The following is a 13,441-nucleotide window of genomic DNA, read 5'->3' as shown; positions in this document are numbered from 1 at the left end:
ACCCGATCAGGAGCACATCCTCATGCGCGCACGACTCCGCCGCGGCCTGCCCACACTCGCGGCACTCGGCCTCACCGCCGGAGTTCTTCTCCTCGTCGCACCCGCCGCCCACGCCGGGACCAACTGCGGGCGAGGACCGGTCCAGTACTCCATCGACGGCGGCACGCACTGGACGGCCGACGCGACGATGCCCGCCGAATCCGGCACCGTCGAGGTCCGGCTGGCCGGCGAGCCGACCGCGGGCTGCGAGTATCACGTATCGCTGGGCTCGTACACGACGCAGGGCGCGACCTGGGCCGCCTCCGGCCACCAGACCTTCCTCGGTTGGGCGACCCTCACGCTCACCCGTGACCACGACCGGGCCACGCTCGACATCACCGCCCATCTTCCCCAGTGCTACGGCGAGTTGGCCCTCTACGCGGTCGGCGAGAAGTACGACGGCAGCGACAGCGACCACCCGCTGCCGCACTACCCGGACGAGCCGTTCTCCGGGCTGATGATCGCCTCCTGGAACGGCGGAACGGCATGCACGCCCAAGCCCACCGGCAGCCCCACGACCACCACCCCGACGCCCACCCCCACTTCCGCCACCGCCGCCCCGACCCCGCCCGTCGTCCCGATCCCGGTCCCGACCGGGGCGACGACGCCGACGGCCACCATCAGCCCCGCCCCGGTACCGTCCCCGACCCCCTCGCACTCGCCCCAGGCCCCGGTCGCGCCCGCACCGACGCTGGCCGCCACTGGAGCCGACGACGGTGTCCTGACCGCCACCGCGGTCGGCGCCGCAGCACTGCTCGCCGCCGGCGCCGCAGCGGTCTACGTCGGCCGCCGCCGCGCCGCCCGCCGCTGATGGCACGCCGAGGAGAGCCGGGCCGGGGACACCGCTGTCGGGTGCTCCCCGCTCCGGGGCCGGCCCCGGGAGCCGGGTCGCGGTGACCGGGAGCCATGACAGAACGGTCCGCCGATGGGACGTCACCACCGGCCAGCTGCTCGGAGCGCCGCTCGTCGGCCATGACGAGAAGGTGAATGCGGTCGCCACGGCGGTGGCGGACGACCGCCCCATGACCGTCACCTGCAGCCGCGACGGGACGGTTCGGCTGTGGGACCTTGGTGGACCGGGTCGCGATCTCGGAGCTGGACGGGCGATTGCCCCGCCGTCACCGCCGGCGGGGCGGTCCGGCGCTGGGACCTGGACATGGACGAGCTCATCGGCGAGCCCGTCACCGGCCACGCCGGCATCGCGGACGCGATCGCGACAGCTGTCGTTGGCGGTCGATCCCTGGCGTCACCGCCGGCTGGAAGAGGACGCCCTGCGTCTGGAGAGCAGGGCCGCAGAGACGTTCCCGGTCTTTCTTCATCCGGTGGAGCCCCCCGATGATGCGCACCATCGTGTCCGGGTCCGCGCTCGTGATCGCCTTGTTCAGCTTCGGCGGGCCGTGCACGGGTCTGACGTCGCGCGGGCCGTTCGGCGGTGTTCTGGTACGCGCCGGCGCAACCGGCAGAGCCGTGGACCGCAGGGGAGTACGGGCGCGAGCGCTCAGTGGTGGAACACCTGCGCGACGGTGTCCAGCCAGCACCAATCGACCGGGGCGTACTGCTTCTTCAGCGCGAGGCGCCCGGAGCCGTAGCCCTTGAGCGCGGTCTCGACGGCGGAGGGCAGGGTGTCGAGGTCCTCCGGCACCGGGACGCGGAGCAGCAGGTGTTGTCTGCGGTGGGCGAGGAGGAGTTCGCCGACCGGGCCCGCGAGGCCGCCACCCTGCTCCCGGCCGGAACGAAACCCGCCGTGCTGCGCCAGAAGCGGCAGGTTCCGTCCACGTCGGCGAGCGCAGCGGCGGACACCGGCGGCGGCAGCGGCTCCTCGTGCCCGAGGATCACGGTTCGGCGCGCCAGGTACTCGCGCAGGCGTGCCACGGCCAGTTCGGGGTCGTCGGCCTCCTCGGCCGGGCCTGCCTGCTGCCTGGGCCCGGGCTGCGGAAGCCGGTAGTCGCCGTCCAGCACGACCTGGAAGTGATCGGACAGGCCGCTCTCCCTGGTGACCGTGGTGGGGAACACGACCAGCCCGTACTCGCCGCAGGGCCGGCACCGCGGCTCCAGGCTGACCGAACGCCAGCCCCGGCTCCCACGCACCGCCAGCCCGTCCAGTTCACCGAAGCAGTCGGGCAGGCTCTGCGACGACGGGAACCCGTTCGCAAGGGTGTACTGGTGCGCCGAGATGTCGCCGTGCGTCAGCGCCCGGTGACTGGCCGAGGTCTCAGATGGCCGATATGGCGGCTCTTTCGTCGAGCCGGTCGACAAGGATCATCGCCACATCGTCCGCCAAGTGGCCATCGGTGTGGCGGATCAATGCCTGGTGCAGTTGCTCAAGGAACTCCTGAGGGGTGGTGTTGAAGCTGATCGACTCCATGGTCTCCGGCAGGGGGAAGAATCCGTTGCCGGGGTCGCGGGCTTCGATCACGCCGTCGGTGTAGAGAAGTAGACGGTCGCCCGGTACGAACGGATAGCCCTCTGGCGTCTCGGGAGGGCCGGTGACCAGGTCCTCCAGGCCCAGGGGCGGGCGCGGCGAGGTGGGCATCAAAGCCTGGGTTCGGCCCTCGTGGAGTACCAGCGGGGGCGGATGGCCGCGGTTGACCAGCTGCACTACGGGTTCGTCGTTCGGCACCTGGGCGATGAGTGCGGTGGTGAATCCTTCCATCAGAGTTTCCTCGGGGAAGGCGCCCGGCACGGCGGCTTCCCGGCGCAGCGCGGCTGCGCAGTGATTCATGACCCCCACGAGGTCGTCCTCATAGTGCACGACCACCCGGAACGCGCCCAGCGCCACCGCGACCGCGCGCATGGCAGTGAGCCCCTTGCCGCGGACGTCCCCCACGATCATCCGGACGCCGTACCGCGTCTGCATGGCCTCGTACAGATCACCGCCGACCTGTGCCCCGGTCCCGGCCGCGAGACACAGACTCGCCGCCCGCACCGGGCCCAGGCGCTCGGGGACTGGTCGCAGGATGACCTCCTGCGCGCACACGGCGATCCGGCGGATTTGGTCGAACTCGCTCCTCCTGTAGGCACGCACGACGCTACTTGTGATGAAACCGGCTACGGAGACCAGAGCCAGAGCGAGGAAGTTGGTATAGACCTGCAGGGTTCCCCATGCCTGGTTGTAGGTGGCCGTGGTCACGCTGACCGCCAGTGCGAGAGCCGCCGCCAGGGCGGTGCGCTTGGGGTCCATCGTTACCGCCGCCAGCGCCGGCACCGCAGTGAGAAAGGGGCCGGTATAGATGAAGTGGGCAGGGGTGAGTTCGATGATCAGCACGGCCAGCGCGATGACGAACGGCACGCACTGCGCCAGTGCGAGCAGGCCCCTGCTTTGACCTCCCGCTCTTGGTCGAGAGGGTGAGCGGAAGAACGGCATCATACGTTCAGCGTGCCTCGCAGACGCCCTGGTGGCCTCCTAGCTAGGGCCTGTTTCAGAAGCTAAGCCCGCCGAGGTTGAGAGCGTGGGCGGCAGGTACAGTCCCCTGCATGGCAACACCGGTGCTTCAGGCGATTGAGGCCGACGGGACGTCCTGGGACGATCCGTCCGAGGAACAACTACACGACTTGCTGGCGGACATGAGCCTCAACTGGCGGTTCGTCGTCGTAAGGAGGCTTGACCTGGAGCCTGTCGATCAGTACTACATGCAGGTCTATCTCAACGATGACCTGAGCTATCAAGTGGAATACCGTGAGGGAGGGCCGGAGAAGCACTTCCAGGCATGGGTCCCCCGCGAGCACCAGGTCTTTGCTGTGGAACCTGTGGCTGAGGTGCTTCAAGCCTGGGCCTTCGGGCGACCCGGTTGGCGTGATGCTCTTCCCTGGGTCCCGTGGTCACCCACGGAGCAATGCGCGCGCCATCACCCTCTCACAGCCACTCGTTGATGGCTGCGATGAGTCTGGTGGCTTCGTAGCGGACGGCGAGTTTGTCGTACCTCGTGGCGACCGCGCGGTGGCGCTTGAGGCGGTTGATGCCGCACTCCACCGCGTGACGCTCGCGGTAGTCGTCCTTGTCGAACTTCGGCGGCCGGCCCCCGTGGGTGCCACGCTTCTTGCGGTTGGCGATCTGGTCGCGCTTCTCCGGGATCGTGCAGCCGATACGACGTCTGGGCAGGTGGACGCGGTTCGCGCGGGAGCCGTACGCCCTGTCGGCGCGGACCTTGTCCGGCCGGGTGCGCGGGCGTCCCGGGCCGAGACGCGGCACACGGATGCGGCCCAGGACGACCTGGAACTGCGGGGAGTCACCGCGCTGTCCGGCCGTGATCACGAGCGACATCAGCTTCTGCGCCTGCTCGACCGCCAGGTGGATCTTGGTGGTCAGTCCACCGCGAGAGCGCCCGAGCCCGTGGTCGTCGGGCTCGACGAAGACGCCGCCGGGCGGCTCGACCTGCAGGTCCCCCTTTTGCGCGCACCGGCCGCGTGCTGGTGCGCGCGAGCGATCGTGGAGTCCACGGAGATGTCCCAGGTGATCAGGCCCTTTGCATCAGCGCGGGCCTGGAGCTGCTCGAGAATCCGGTGCCACGTGCCGTCGCGCTGCCAGCGGCGGAACAGCCCGTACACCGTCTCCCGGGGCCCGTACCGCCCAGGCAGATCCCGCCACGGTATGCCCGTACGGGTACGGAACCGTATGCCGTTGATCAGCTGCCGCTTGGTGTGCACCGGCGGCCGACCCGGCTTGATGCCGCGCGGCAGCAGCGGTTCCAGCACCGCCGACTGGGCGTCCGTCAGATCTCCCCGAGCCATGGAACATGATCATCGCATGACCTTGATCCACTTCTGAAACAGACCCTAGCGTGTCCGACGGGTTGGCACAGTCCCTGCGACTCTCCCGGCTACGCTCGCTCGGGAGCGCCCCGCGGCGCGTGGCCGCAGGGCGCCTTGTGGGGTTTAGTCGACCGGCTGCCCGTCGTACGTACCGCCCACGCAGGGGTTGCCCGGCAAGTCGATCCGGGGCGTTCCGCCGCCCTTCTCGCACTGAGAAGGGGTGACGTAGGATGGGGCACCCTGTGCGGCGGCGGTGGCGGTGGCAGCGCCTGTGAGGCCGAGTCCGGCCAGGGCTGCCGTGGCAGTGACGGCGGCGAGTATTCGTCGAATGCGCATTTGGTTCCCCTTTCACGGATTACCTCGATTGGGGCACTAACTCAGTATGTGGGTGGCACGTCATGTTGCGCCATTCGGGTGACGGGTGCTGGCGGGTGCGGGGTCGGTGACGCGACCCGTCGGAGAGTCGATATGTAGGGCGTTTTGTCAAGCGGTGCAGGGGTGACCTGCCCTCGGCGTGGTGTGCTGGGGGCTGGCGGGGTCCGGGTTGGGTGCGTGTCGTGCGACTACGCGCGGTCAGCATGATGTGCGCGGGTTGGTAACCGCATGACCGGTTGTGCGTCGGGAGCGGGCCGCTCGTCTAGCGATCAGGCGTGGCCCGGTGGTGGGCCGGGCTGCCCATAGTGCCTTCGCGGGTCGTTCCTCGCGCTGCACCCGTGGTCGGGCTCCCGCCAGCCGGTTTGTGGGGCGGCGCCGGTCTTGACGATCCTGCCCTGGCGACGCCGGTAACCCGAGGAGTCCTCGCTGGGGACGAGCCTACGACCGACGCCAGGCCGCCCGCGAGGACGAGCAGCGCAAGGCCCACCAGGAACTGATGGACTCCCTGGCCTGCGTCGACTGCGGCGACGTTCCCGAGGAGGAGAGCTCCTGGGTGTACGGCAGCCGCCAGTGGACCCGCCGCCCCGGCGGCCACTGCTGGTCCTGCCACCAGGACCGGAAGCAACGGCTGGAACGAGAGGCCGAGGAGCAGCTGGAAGCCGCCCGCACGGCGAACGCCGCGCTGCGCCCGTGCTGGACGTGCCGGGGCTCGATCGGCGGGGAGGAGGGCTCGAAGCTGGAGCTGCGGGAGAAGGCCGGCCCCGACCGGCTGGAGTGCCCCAAGTGCGTGCAGGCCCGCGCCGCACAGGACTTGGGCCCGCTGGTGCTGCCGGTCCCGACGAAGCGGGAGCTGGTGGCCGCGCTGGTGTCGGCTTGGGACGATCCGTGGTGGGAGGACCGCGTGCTCCACGCGAAGCTCTACCCGGCGAAGGACAGGGTGTGACCTGTTGCTGTGAGTTGTGGGCGGCGTGAAATGGCCTCTCGCGCCAGATTGTCTGGACCTTTGGTCGGACCTGTCGGGGTGGTGGGTTGGTGGCTGGGTTGGTGACGGTGTGTGGTGGTGGGTGGGGTCCGGGGGCCCTGTCGGCCTGCTGGGGGGCTCGGTGTTGTGGGCCTGTATTCGGTGGTGAATTTAGCCGTGAATTCCGTCCGGTTGTTTTGGTGGGTTGGTTGCCGGTGGTTTTCTGGATTCGGGTTGGAATCGTGGTTGGTGGGGTGGTGGCGGGGGTCGGTGTTCGGTTTGTTGGGGCCGGGCTGCGCCCTTGCCGTGTGCCCGGCCTCCGTCTGCCCGGCCCGGTGCTGCGCCGCCGTCCCGGCCGGGTTGGCTGGGGGTTGCTGCTGAGTGGCCGTCAGGCTGCCCTGGTGGTGGTTCGGGAGGCCGCTGCGGGGTTGTGCTGGTGGTGGGTGGGTGCTGTCGCATTGCCTGTCGCGCCTCGCCGGGCCGACGGCAGAGCACATCTCGGCAGTGTGCTGATTTGACCAACTCTTGGTTCGGGAAAGGTGACTTGTAGATATGCGGGCACCTGAATGAGGTCGACGCGGGCCGGGGCGTGCGGAGGCGCTCCGGTGCCGGACGCGGCGCGAAACGGCCGGAGGTGCCGGAGTCCGATTCGCGGGAGCTCCTGACTTGAAACCGTGACGAATTCGCAGAAATCGCCGTCTGGGAAAGTCAGTTGGCCAGGGCGGCGGGATTCGACGCTACGAAGCGCAGAGCCTCGGTCACCGGCTGCACAAAGAAATCTCAGTGGCTTCTTCAGTCGCCGCGAAGACGTACGCTGGTGCTATTGGCGGCGGTCATGTGGCCGCCGGACAGAGCGATTTGTCGCCGATGGCATCCTGGCCATCGCATGAGCCAGGCGTGCGGCCCGCTTCCGTGACGCCCGTAGTCCGCGCCGGCACTTGCTGCTGCTTTCTGTGCGACCAGGGGGGTCGCAATGAGAAATCCAACTCGGGTACAGCATCGCGCCGCGAACATCTTCGCAACGGCGCTGATGACCGGAGGCATGATGCTGGCGACGGTTGCCACCGCGACCGTCTCCCATGCGGCGGAGTTCCCCGCCCAGATCAGCCCCGGCGACCAACAGGCCATTCTCTCCGAGACCAACAGCGTTCGTGCCCAGGCCGGCCAGTCAGGTCTGACCTGGGACGGCGGGCTTGCCTCCGCGGCACAGTCCTGGGCTGACAACCCGGCATCCACTGCGGGCGGCTCGTTGCACCACGCGCCGATAAGCAACGCTGCCGAGAACATGTCGAGCGCCGGGCCGAGCCACGCCACGGGGCAGTGGGCCAGCGAGAAGAGCGCCTACGACTCCGATCCCAACCATGACCCGTATGCCAACCAGGCGGGGTACTACCGCTGGGGTCACTACTACAACATGATCAACCCTAGCTACAGCAAGATGGGCTGCGGAGCGAAGAGCGGCGTCACGGTGTGCCGGTACGCGCCCTGAGCCACCCGGCACCTCCGGACGCGGACCGGGTCGTCGTCGCCGACTCCGCCGTCGTCCGATCGCTGCTGGCCCGGGCAGCGAGCCCGGGCCAGCCTTCCCCTGGCAGGCTGCGCCCCGCGAGAGGCTCGGGTGCGGCGACTCGCAGACTGGGCCGGGCCCCGCGGCCGTCGCCGTGCTGGACGAAAGCCGTAAGGGCCGCCAGGGGGCCGCGGAAGGCCGTGTGCTGCACTTTGGCTCACCGCGTCGACGCCCGCGCCCTCGCCAAGGCCCTGGCATCCGCTCGGGCCTGCGAGGACGCCCAGTAGCCCGTCGCCATCGACCCCGAGCAGCCGGCGCAGGGCGTGTGCGCCAAGATGCAGGCCGAGGCTCGCCCCGAGGAGACTGGGATCGACCCGCTCAAGGCGGCTGACGGGCGCATGCGGGTGATCGCCAGCGACGCCTACGGCGATTTTCGAGTTCTTCGACGCTTCCTGACGCGGTCCGGAGCGCCGCGAGTTCGCCGTCGCCCTCGGCCGGTTCTAACGACTTCGGGGGAATTTGCTTGGGGACGTGCTGGTACTGGGCCGGCGGTTGATCGGCGGCGGGCTTGCGCACATAGATGGTGATGGCATTCGGCTGGAGGAGGCTACTCGTGGCCGCGGAGACTCGGCGCTGGTGCTTGAGCGTTGCGCGCTTGTCTCACCGGAACGCCGCGGACGGTCGCCGATGCGCTGCTGGTACAGGCTCAGCGAGGGTTTCCGGTCGGCGCCCGGGGGCGCGGTGGCCCGGATGGAATGTTGACAGCGTGTCTAGGTTTGGATCATGAGAGAACGCGGGGCGGACGGCAGCGCAGGGGATGCGGACTACGGCACGATAGGCGGCGGGTACGCCACCTACCGGCAGCCGGACGCAAGGATCGAGCAGGCGATCACCGCCGCCCTGGGTAGGGCGCGCACGGTGGTCAATGTCGGGGCCGGGGCGGGGTCATACGAGTCGGCGACGCTGGAGGTGACGGCGGTTGAGCCGTCGGCGTCGATGCGTGCCCAGCGCCCCGCGCACCTGTCGGCCGCCATCGATGCCGTGGCCGAGAACCTGCCGTTCGGCGACGACGTGTTCGACGCGGCGATGACCACCTTCAGCGTGCACCAGTGGGGCGACTTCAAGGCAGGGCTGCGCGAGATGCGCCGGGTGGCGCGCGGCCCCGTCGTCGTGCTGACCTGCGACCCTGATCTCGTTCGGGACTTCTGGCTGTACGAGTACGCGCCGGAGGTGTTGGACACGGAGGCGCGCCGTTATCCGGTGATCGCGGATCTGACCGAGGCTCTTGGTGGACGTACGACGGTGACCCGGGTGCCGATACCCGTCGACTGCACCGACGGCTTCAACGAGGCGTACTACGCGCGCCCCGAGATGCTGCTCGACCCTGGTGCTCGACAGGCGTGCTCGGCGTGGAGCTTCGTCGACGAGCGGTCGCGCGAACGATTCGCCGCGGACTTGCGGGGCGACCTGGACAGCGGAGCATGGGACGCCCGGTTCGGCGCCCTGCGGCAACAGCCTTTTTACGAGGGCTCGTTGGTTGTGATCCGGTCCGTTCCGGCCTGATTCCCGCGTCGCAGCTCTGCTTGCGCCGTGACGTGAGAAGGGCCGCACGGGTTGGGTGAGTTGTGACGCATACCTGGGCCCGTGCGGCCTGCTCCCACCCTGCCCTGTCCGGGGTCTCCCGCGCACATCTCGGCGAATTGCTCGCAGAGTTGTCGCCACGTTGGTGGGCCCGGCGTGAGTCGGAGCTTGATCGACAGCGGGGCGGCGAGCGGCGCCGGGCGGAGGGAGCCGGCCGCAAGCCGAAGCTGGAGTTCGTCGACCGGCTGCTCGTCACCCTCGTCCACCTGCGGCTCGGCCTGCCGCACGCCGCTCTGGCCGAGTTGTACCGGGTGGACCGCTCCACGGTCTCCGCCGCAATCCGCCAGGTCAGGCCGGTGCTCGCGACCCGCGGCTTCGCCGTGCCCGACCGGCCAGGCATCAGGCTGCGGACCTTGGAAGACGTGTTCGCCTATGCCGATACCGACGGCGTGAACCTGCGGATCGACGGCACCGAGGTACAGGTCCGACGCCCCCGCGCAGGGCGGCCGGGCCGCAAGGCGTTCGTGTCCGGCAAGAAGAAGCAGAACACGATTGGGCTTGACTCGCCTTGACGGACACCCCTGATCAGGGGCTTCGGCCCCGGTAAGGATGATGTCCATCATGGAGAGCATGGGGAAGAAGCCACGCCCTCGCCGCTCGTTCACGCCGGAGTTCAAGGCCGAGATCGTCGAGCTGTGCCGACGAGGTGACCGCTCGGTCGGTCAGGTCGCCAAGGACTTCGACCTGACCGAGACCGTGGTGCGCGACTGGGTGAGACAGGCCGAGGTCGACGCGGGCGAGCGCGACGGCTTGACCAGCGACGAGTGTGAGGAACTGGCCCGATTTCGGCGGGAGAACCGCCGGCTACGCGAGGACGTGGACATCCTCCGCCGGGCCACGGCTTTCTTCGCGACGGAGACCCGGTGACGGTGCACCCGTTCATCGAGGCGGAGAAGCAGACAGGCCACAACGTCAAACGGGCGTGTGAACGGCTCAAGGTCTCCCGAGCCGCCTTCTACGCCCGCCGAACCGCCACCCCCGGCCCCCGCGCGGTGCGCGACGCGGAGCTGACCGAGAAGATCACCGAGGTCCACGCGACCCCGCGCGGTACCTATGCGGCCTGACCACCACACCAACGGTGTCCGTCAAAGCGGAGCAAGCTCACGCATGCCCTGCCGCAGTTTGACGGGCCGGCCGTCAGCGGCCGTGACGACCTGGACGGCGTGCTGACCGGGCAGGACAGCGACCATGCCCGCAGCCGGCGGCCGGTGGCCCCCGCGTTGCGGGCGGGCGCGGGAGCCCCGGCGTCGCGCGGGCCCGGGAGGCCCGCCCCGGGAGGCCCGCCCCGGGAGGCCCGCCGTCCCCCCGTGCCGGGCGGCCCGCTGACCTCCAAACCTCCCGAACACCCCCGGCTTGTAGGCTGGCGCGGAACATCTCCGGTTCGTGGAGGGAGGGCCCGGTGCGCGTCCGCCGGTGGATATGTGTGCTTGCGGGAGCCGTCGCGCTGAGCAGCCCGACGGCGGCCTACGCCCGTGGTGGGGGCGGCGGTCACGGCTTCGGTGGCCACGGTGGCGGCGGGGGCAGTGGGGGCGGCCATGGCGGCGGGTTCCACGGGTCGGGCGGCGGCTTCGGCGGCGGCTTCGGAGCGGGCGTCGGGGCCGGGAGCGGCGGGCTCCTCACCGTGCTGGTGATCGTGGCCGTCGTCCTCCTGATCCTGTGGCTGTGGTCCCGGCGCCGCAGGGCAAAACTGGCACAGGGCCTGAACACCGTCTCCGACCGCACGGCGCACCGCGCGGACGCGCAGGCGCGCGAGCGCGCCGCCCGCATCTCGGCCCGCGTCGACGCCATCGCCGACACGGATGCGACCTTCGAGCGCGCGGCGCTCGAGCAACGCGCCGTGTGGCTGTACGAGACGGCCCAACGTGCCTGGAGCGGGCACGATCACGCCACGCTGCAGCGGATCCTGTCCCCGGTGCTGTACGGCAAGTGGGCCGAGGAACTGCACGACTACGCCTCACGCGGCGAGGTCAACGTCGTGGAGATCGTCTCCGGCCCGGTCGTCGAACTGGTCGACGTCGCCAACCGCGCGGGCGAGGTGAACGACACCGTCACCTTCCGGATCACCGCGACGCTCAACGACTACGTACGCCGCGCCGACGGCGGGCAGGCCGTGCGCAAGGACGGCTCGACGCGCCCGGTCGAGTACTGGACACTGCGCAAGAACACGGCCGGGCAGTGGATCGTGTCGTCGCTGGAACAGGCCGCCGAGGGCGCGCACCATCTGAGCGGCGCCATCGAGACGGACGGCTGGGACCAGAAAGAGGTCGCCCGCGAGGCCGTGCTCGAGGTGGCCGGCAAGAGCACGGTCACCAAGGTGAGCGACATCCTGTCGCTCACCAACATCTCGTGGAGCACCGACGCCGACACCGCCGCCGGCGACCTGAGCGTCCTCGACGGCCGGTTCGACAAGTCCGTCCTCGAGGTCGCCGTCGAGCGGTTCCTCGAGGAATGGGCCATGAACGACGGCAGCCTCGACTTCACTCCCGTACGCACCGCAAACCGGACCGTCATGCGCCAGGCCACCGTCACCCGCGTCACGGTGCGCTCGCTGGTCTCCCGCGACCCGGTCGTCTTCCGCGTCACGGTCGACACCGAGGGCGTCTACTACGAAGTCGACCGCCGCAGCGAACAGGTACTGCGCGGTGACCCGCACAAACGCAGGCCCATCACCTTCACCTTCGACCTGCGCCTGGACGACACACCGGCCAACGCGTGGACCGTCATCGCCGCCACGGTCGAGTAGACACAGCCCACGCCGGCACCACGGGCTCTCACGCCCACACCCCGGCGCCGCCCCGCCCGGACACCCACCACCACGCACGGACCGCTCACGGCCACCGGACCGGGGCGCGGGGACCCAGGGGGGCGGCAGCGCCGGCCACCGGACCGGGCCGGCACGGCCATTGCCGGGCCCGGCAACGACCGCGGCCCCACCCCCAACACTCTCCCGGAGGGGGCGGGGAGAGCCTGCGGGGCGGGGCCGGAAAGCACCCGCCACAGGCAGCGGACCCAGGACGGGCCCCGCGCGGACGGTGCCAGGGCCCGGGTCGGGGGCCGGGGGCCGGGACCGATTCTCGCGACCGAGATGGCCCTACGGAGCGACCGGGACACAGCGGAGGTCATCCGGTCGATCGGCGGCCGGTAGGGCCAGGCGGTCCCGCGCGGGCCTGCGGCGCGGGACGGTCGCTCCGCAGGGCCCGGCTGACTTTGACACCCTTCAGCCGTCCGCACCGGCCTGGACTACGTGCCGGCGGACCTGCGTGGAGCGTACGTGGCCCATCTACTGGACCATGCCGTTGCCCCGGGCGGCCGAATGACCATGTCAGGACGGATAGATGAGCGACCCGAGCGGCGGACAGGGAATGACCAGCGTGCTGACGCCAGGGCGCTCGACGAAGGCGCGGGCGGCGGAGGCCTGGCGGCGCTGGGACTCCAGGTCGTCGGTGCGCCAGGCGTCCCGCCGGGCGCGGGCGTCGTCCCAGTTGTAGGAGACGGCGCTGACGGAGGCGTTGCCGGCGGCGCGGCTGATGTCCGCTTTCCTGATGGCGCGTTGGAGAACGGTCTGCGTGGCGGCGAGGTCGATCCGGGTGATCAGGATCCCGGGGGTGTTCGGCACCCGGGTCGGAATGGGGGCCATGGGGAGCAGGGAGATCCCGGTGTCGTGGCGGCCGATGTTCTCGGTGGAGGCCCTCGCGGCGTCCCGGGACATGATGTGTATCTCCCGGTGTATCCAGACGAGTTCGTCGAGGTCGGCCATGGTGATGCGGATCCGCTGGTAGATCGCGCGGAAGCGGGGGTCGTCGTGCAGCGGCCGGAGCGGGGCGGCGTGGAGGGCGACGCAGTCGTTGAAGCCGGTCGTGACGGCGGCGTCGAGGTGGAGGAGCGCCCGGTCGATCTGGCTGTGTCTGAAGGCCAGGGCGGCGAGCCCGCTGTGCGCGGCGCCGACCAGCCAGGCCGCGTCCGGGCCGAGCGCGGTGGCGCGCGCGATGACGTCGTGGAAGCCCGTGGCGACGTCGACGCCCTGCGGGGCGCCCATGAGCGCGCGGGCGAGGGTGGAGAGAGCCCCCTGCCCGGGGATGGCCGAGGCCGCCGGACTGGTCAGGTTCGCCACCAGCAGTTCATGGACACGGGAGGCGAGCGAGTTGATGGTGTCGGCCATGGGTCTCCTC

At 70.3% G+C, this 13,441-nt stretch carries 14 protein-coding genes and 1 pseudogene; 11 read left to right on the top strand and 4 right to left on the bottom strand.

Annotated features, from left to right (window positions below; translation table 11 throughout):
- Window positions 1-22: 22 nt before the first annotated feature.
- Both ACFQ87_RS17670 and ACFQ87_RS17665 read left to right on the top strand, forming a co-directional pair.
- The gene (locus ACFQ87_RS17670) at window positions 23-850 is read left to right on the top strand and encodes an LPXTG cell wall anchor domain-containing protein (RefSeq protein WP_380611668.1); all 828 of its coding nucleotides are present in this window, start codon (window positions 23-25) and stop codon (window positions 848-850) included.
- An 82-nt stretch (window positions 851-932) separates the two neighbouring features.
- Window positions 933-1,094: pseudogene (locus tag ACFQ87_RS17665) on the top strand (hypothetical protein); the annotation flags it as partial.
- Between the two features lie 443 nt (window positions 1,095-1,537).
- Here ACFQ87_RS17665 and ACFQ87_RS17660 read toward each other — a convergent pair.
- Entirely contained in the window at window positions 1,538-1,681 is a 144-nt protein-coding gene (locus ACFQ87_RS17660; RefSeq protein ID WP_380611698.1) for a hypothetical protein, read from the bottom strand.
- Between the two features lie 18 nt (window positions 1,682-1,699).
- Between ACFQ87_RS17660 and ACFQ87_RS17655 the strand changes: the two genes are divergently transcribed.
- Complete coding sequence (locus tag ACFQ87_RS17655) at window positions 1,700-1,984, top strand: hypothetical protein (protein WP_380611697.1); 285 nt, start codon at window positions 1,700-1,702, stop codon at window positions 1,982-1,984.
- A 267-nt stretch (window positions 1,985-2,251) separates the two neighbouring features.
- Here the strand turns inward: ACFQ87_RS17655 and ACFQ87_RS17650 are convergent, their stop codons facing one another.
- Window positions 2,252-3,328, bottom strand: a complete 1,077-nt coding sequence (locus ACFQ87_RS17650) for a PP2C family protein-serine/threonine phosphatase (protein ID WP_380611667.1) — start codon at window positions 3,326-3,328, stop codon at window positions 2,252-2,254.
- Between the two features lie 185 nt (window positions 3,329-3,513).
- On the opposite strand from ACFQ87_RS17650, the gene ACFQ87_RS17645 reads away from it, so the two are divergent.
- Window positions 3,514-3,909 carry a hypothetical protein gene (locus tag ACFQ87_RS17645; protein ID WP_380611666.1) on the top strand — a complete coding sequence of 132 codons (396 nt, stop codon included), beginning with the start codon at window positions 3,514-3,516 and terminating at the stop codon, window positions 3,907-3,909.
- Here the strand turns inward: ACFQ87_RS17645 and ACFQ87_RS17640 are convergent.
- A protein-coding gene (locus tag ACFQ87_RS17640) for an IS5 family transposase (protein WP_380611665.1) occupies window positions 3,893-4,767 on the bottom strand; the annotation gives its coding sequence in 2 pieces (ribosomal slippage) (window positions 3,893-4,375 and window positions 4,378-4,767; 873 coding nt in all). The two genes, ACFQ87_RS17645 and ACFQ87_RS17640, sit on opposite strands and share 17 nt — an antisense overlap.
- Before the next feature lie 892 nt (window positions 4,768-5,659).
- On the opposite strand from ACFQ87_RS17640, the gene ACFQ87_RS17635 reads away from it, so the two are divergent.
- The 7 genes from ACFQ87_RS17635 (at window position 5,660) to ACFQ87_RS17605 (ending at window position 12,015) form a co-directional block, all read left to right on the top strand.
- A complete protein-coding gene (locus tag ACFQ87_RS17635; RefSeq protein WP_380611664.1) occupies window positions 5,660-6,106 on the top strand; it encodes a hypothetical protein in 447 nt (148 codons plus the stop codon).
- A gap of 1,060 nt (window positions 6,107-7,166) precedes the next feature.
- Window positions 7,167-7,613 carry a CAP domain-containing protein gene (locus ACFQ87_RS17630; RefSeq protein ID WP_380611663.1) on the top strand — a complete coding sequence of 149 codons (447 nt, stop codon included), beginning with the start codon at window positions 7,167-7,169 and terminating at the stop codon, window positions 7,611-7,613.
- A gap of 801 nt (window positions 7,614-8,414) precedes the next feature.
- Window positions 8,415-9,194 (top strand): class I SAM-dependent methyltransferase, encoded by a 780-nt coding sequence (locus ACFQ87_RS17625; protein ID WP_380611662.1) that lies wholly within the window; start codon window positions 8,415-8,417, stop codon window positions 9,192-9,194.
- Window positions 9,195-9,331: 137 nt separating this feature from the next.
- The gene (locus ACFQ87_RS17620; RefSeq protein ID WP_380611661.1) at window positions 9,332-9,784 is read left to right on the top strand and encodes a transposase family protein; all 453 of its coding nucleotides are present in this window, start codon (window positions 9,332-9,334) and stop codon (window positions 9,782-9,784) included.
- Window positions 9,785-9,842: 58 nt separating this feature from the next.
- On the top strand, window positions 9,843-10,139 hold the full coding sequence (locus ACFQ87_RS17615; RefSeq protein WP_380611660.1) for a transposase: 297 nt from the start codon (window positions 9,843-9,845) through the stop codon (window positions 10,137-10,139).
- Window positions 10,136-10,336, top strand: coding sequence for a hypothetical protein (locus ACFQ87_RS17610; RefSeq protein ID WP_380611659.1), 201 nt, complete (start codon window positions 10,136-10,138; stop codon window positions 10,334-10,336). Before ACFQ87_RS17615 ends, ACFQ87_RS17610 begins: the two co-directional genes overlap by 4 nt.
- Window positions 10,337-10,695: 359 nt before the next feature.
- Window positions 10,696-12,015, top strand: coding sequence for a Tim44-like domain-containing protein (locus ACFQ87_RS17605; RefSeq protein WP_380611658.1), 1,320 nt, complete (start codon window positions 10,696-10,698; stop codon window positions 12,013-12,015).
- Window positions 12,016-12,594: 579 nt separating this feature from the next.
- Here ACFQ87_RS17605 and ACFQ87_RS17600 read toward each other — a convergent pair.
- A complete protein-coding gene (locus ACFQ87_RS17600; protein ID WP_380611657.1) occupies window positions 12,595-13,431 on the bottom strand; it encodes a hypothetical protein in 837 nt (278 codons plus the stop codon).
- Window positions 13,432-13,441 lie beyond the last annotated feature (10 nt).

It is taken from the genome of Kitasatospora sp. NPDC056531 (assembly GCF_042794375.1).
GTDB lineage: Bacteria > Actinomycetota > Actinomycetes > Streptomycetales > Streptomycetaceae > Kitasatospora.
This window is presented reverse-complemented; position numbering and strand designations above follow the sequence as displayed.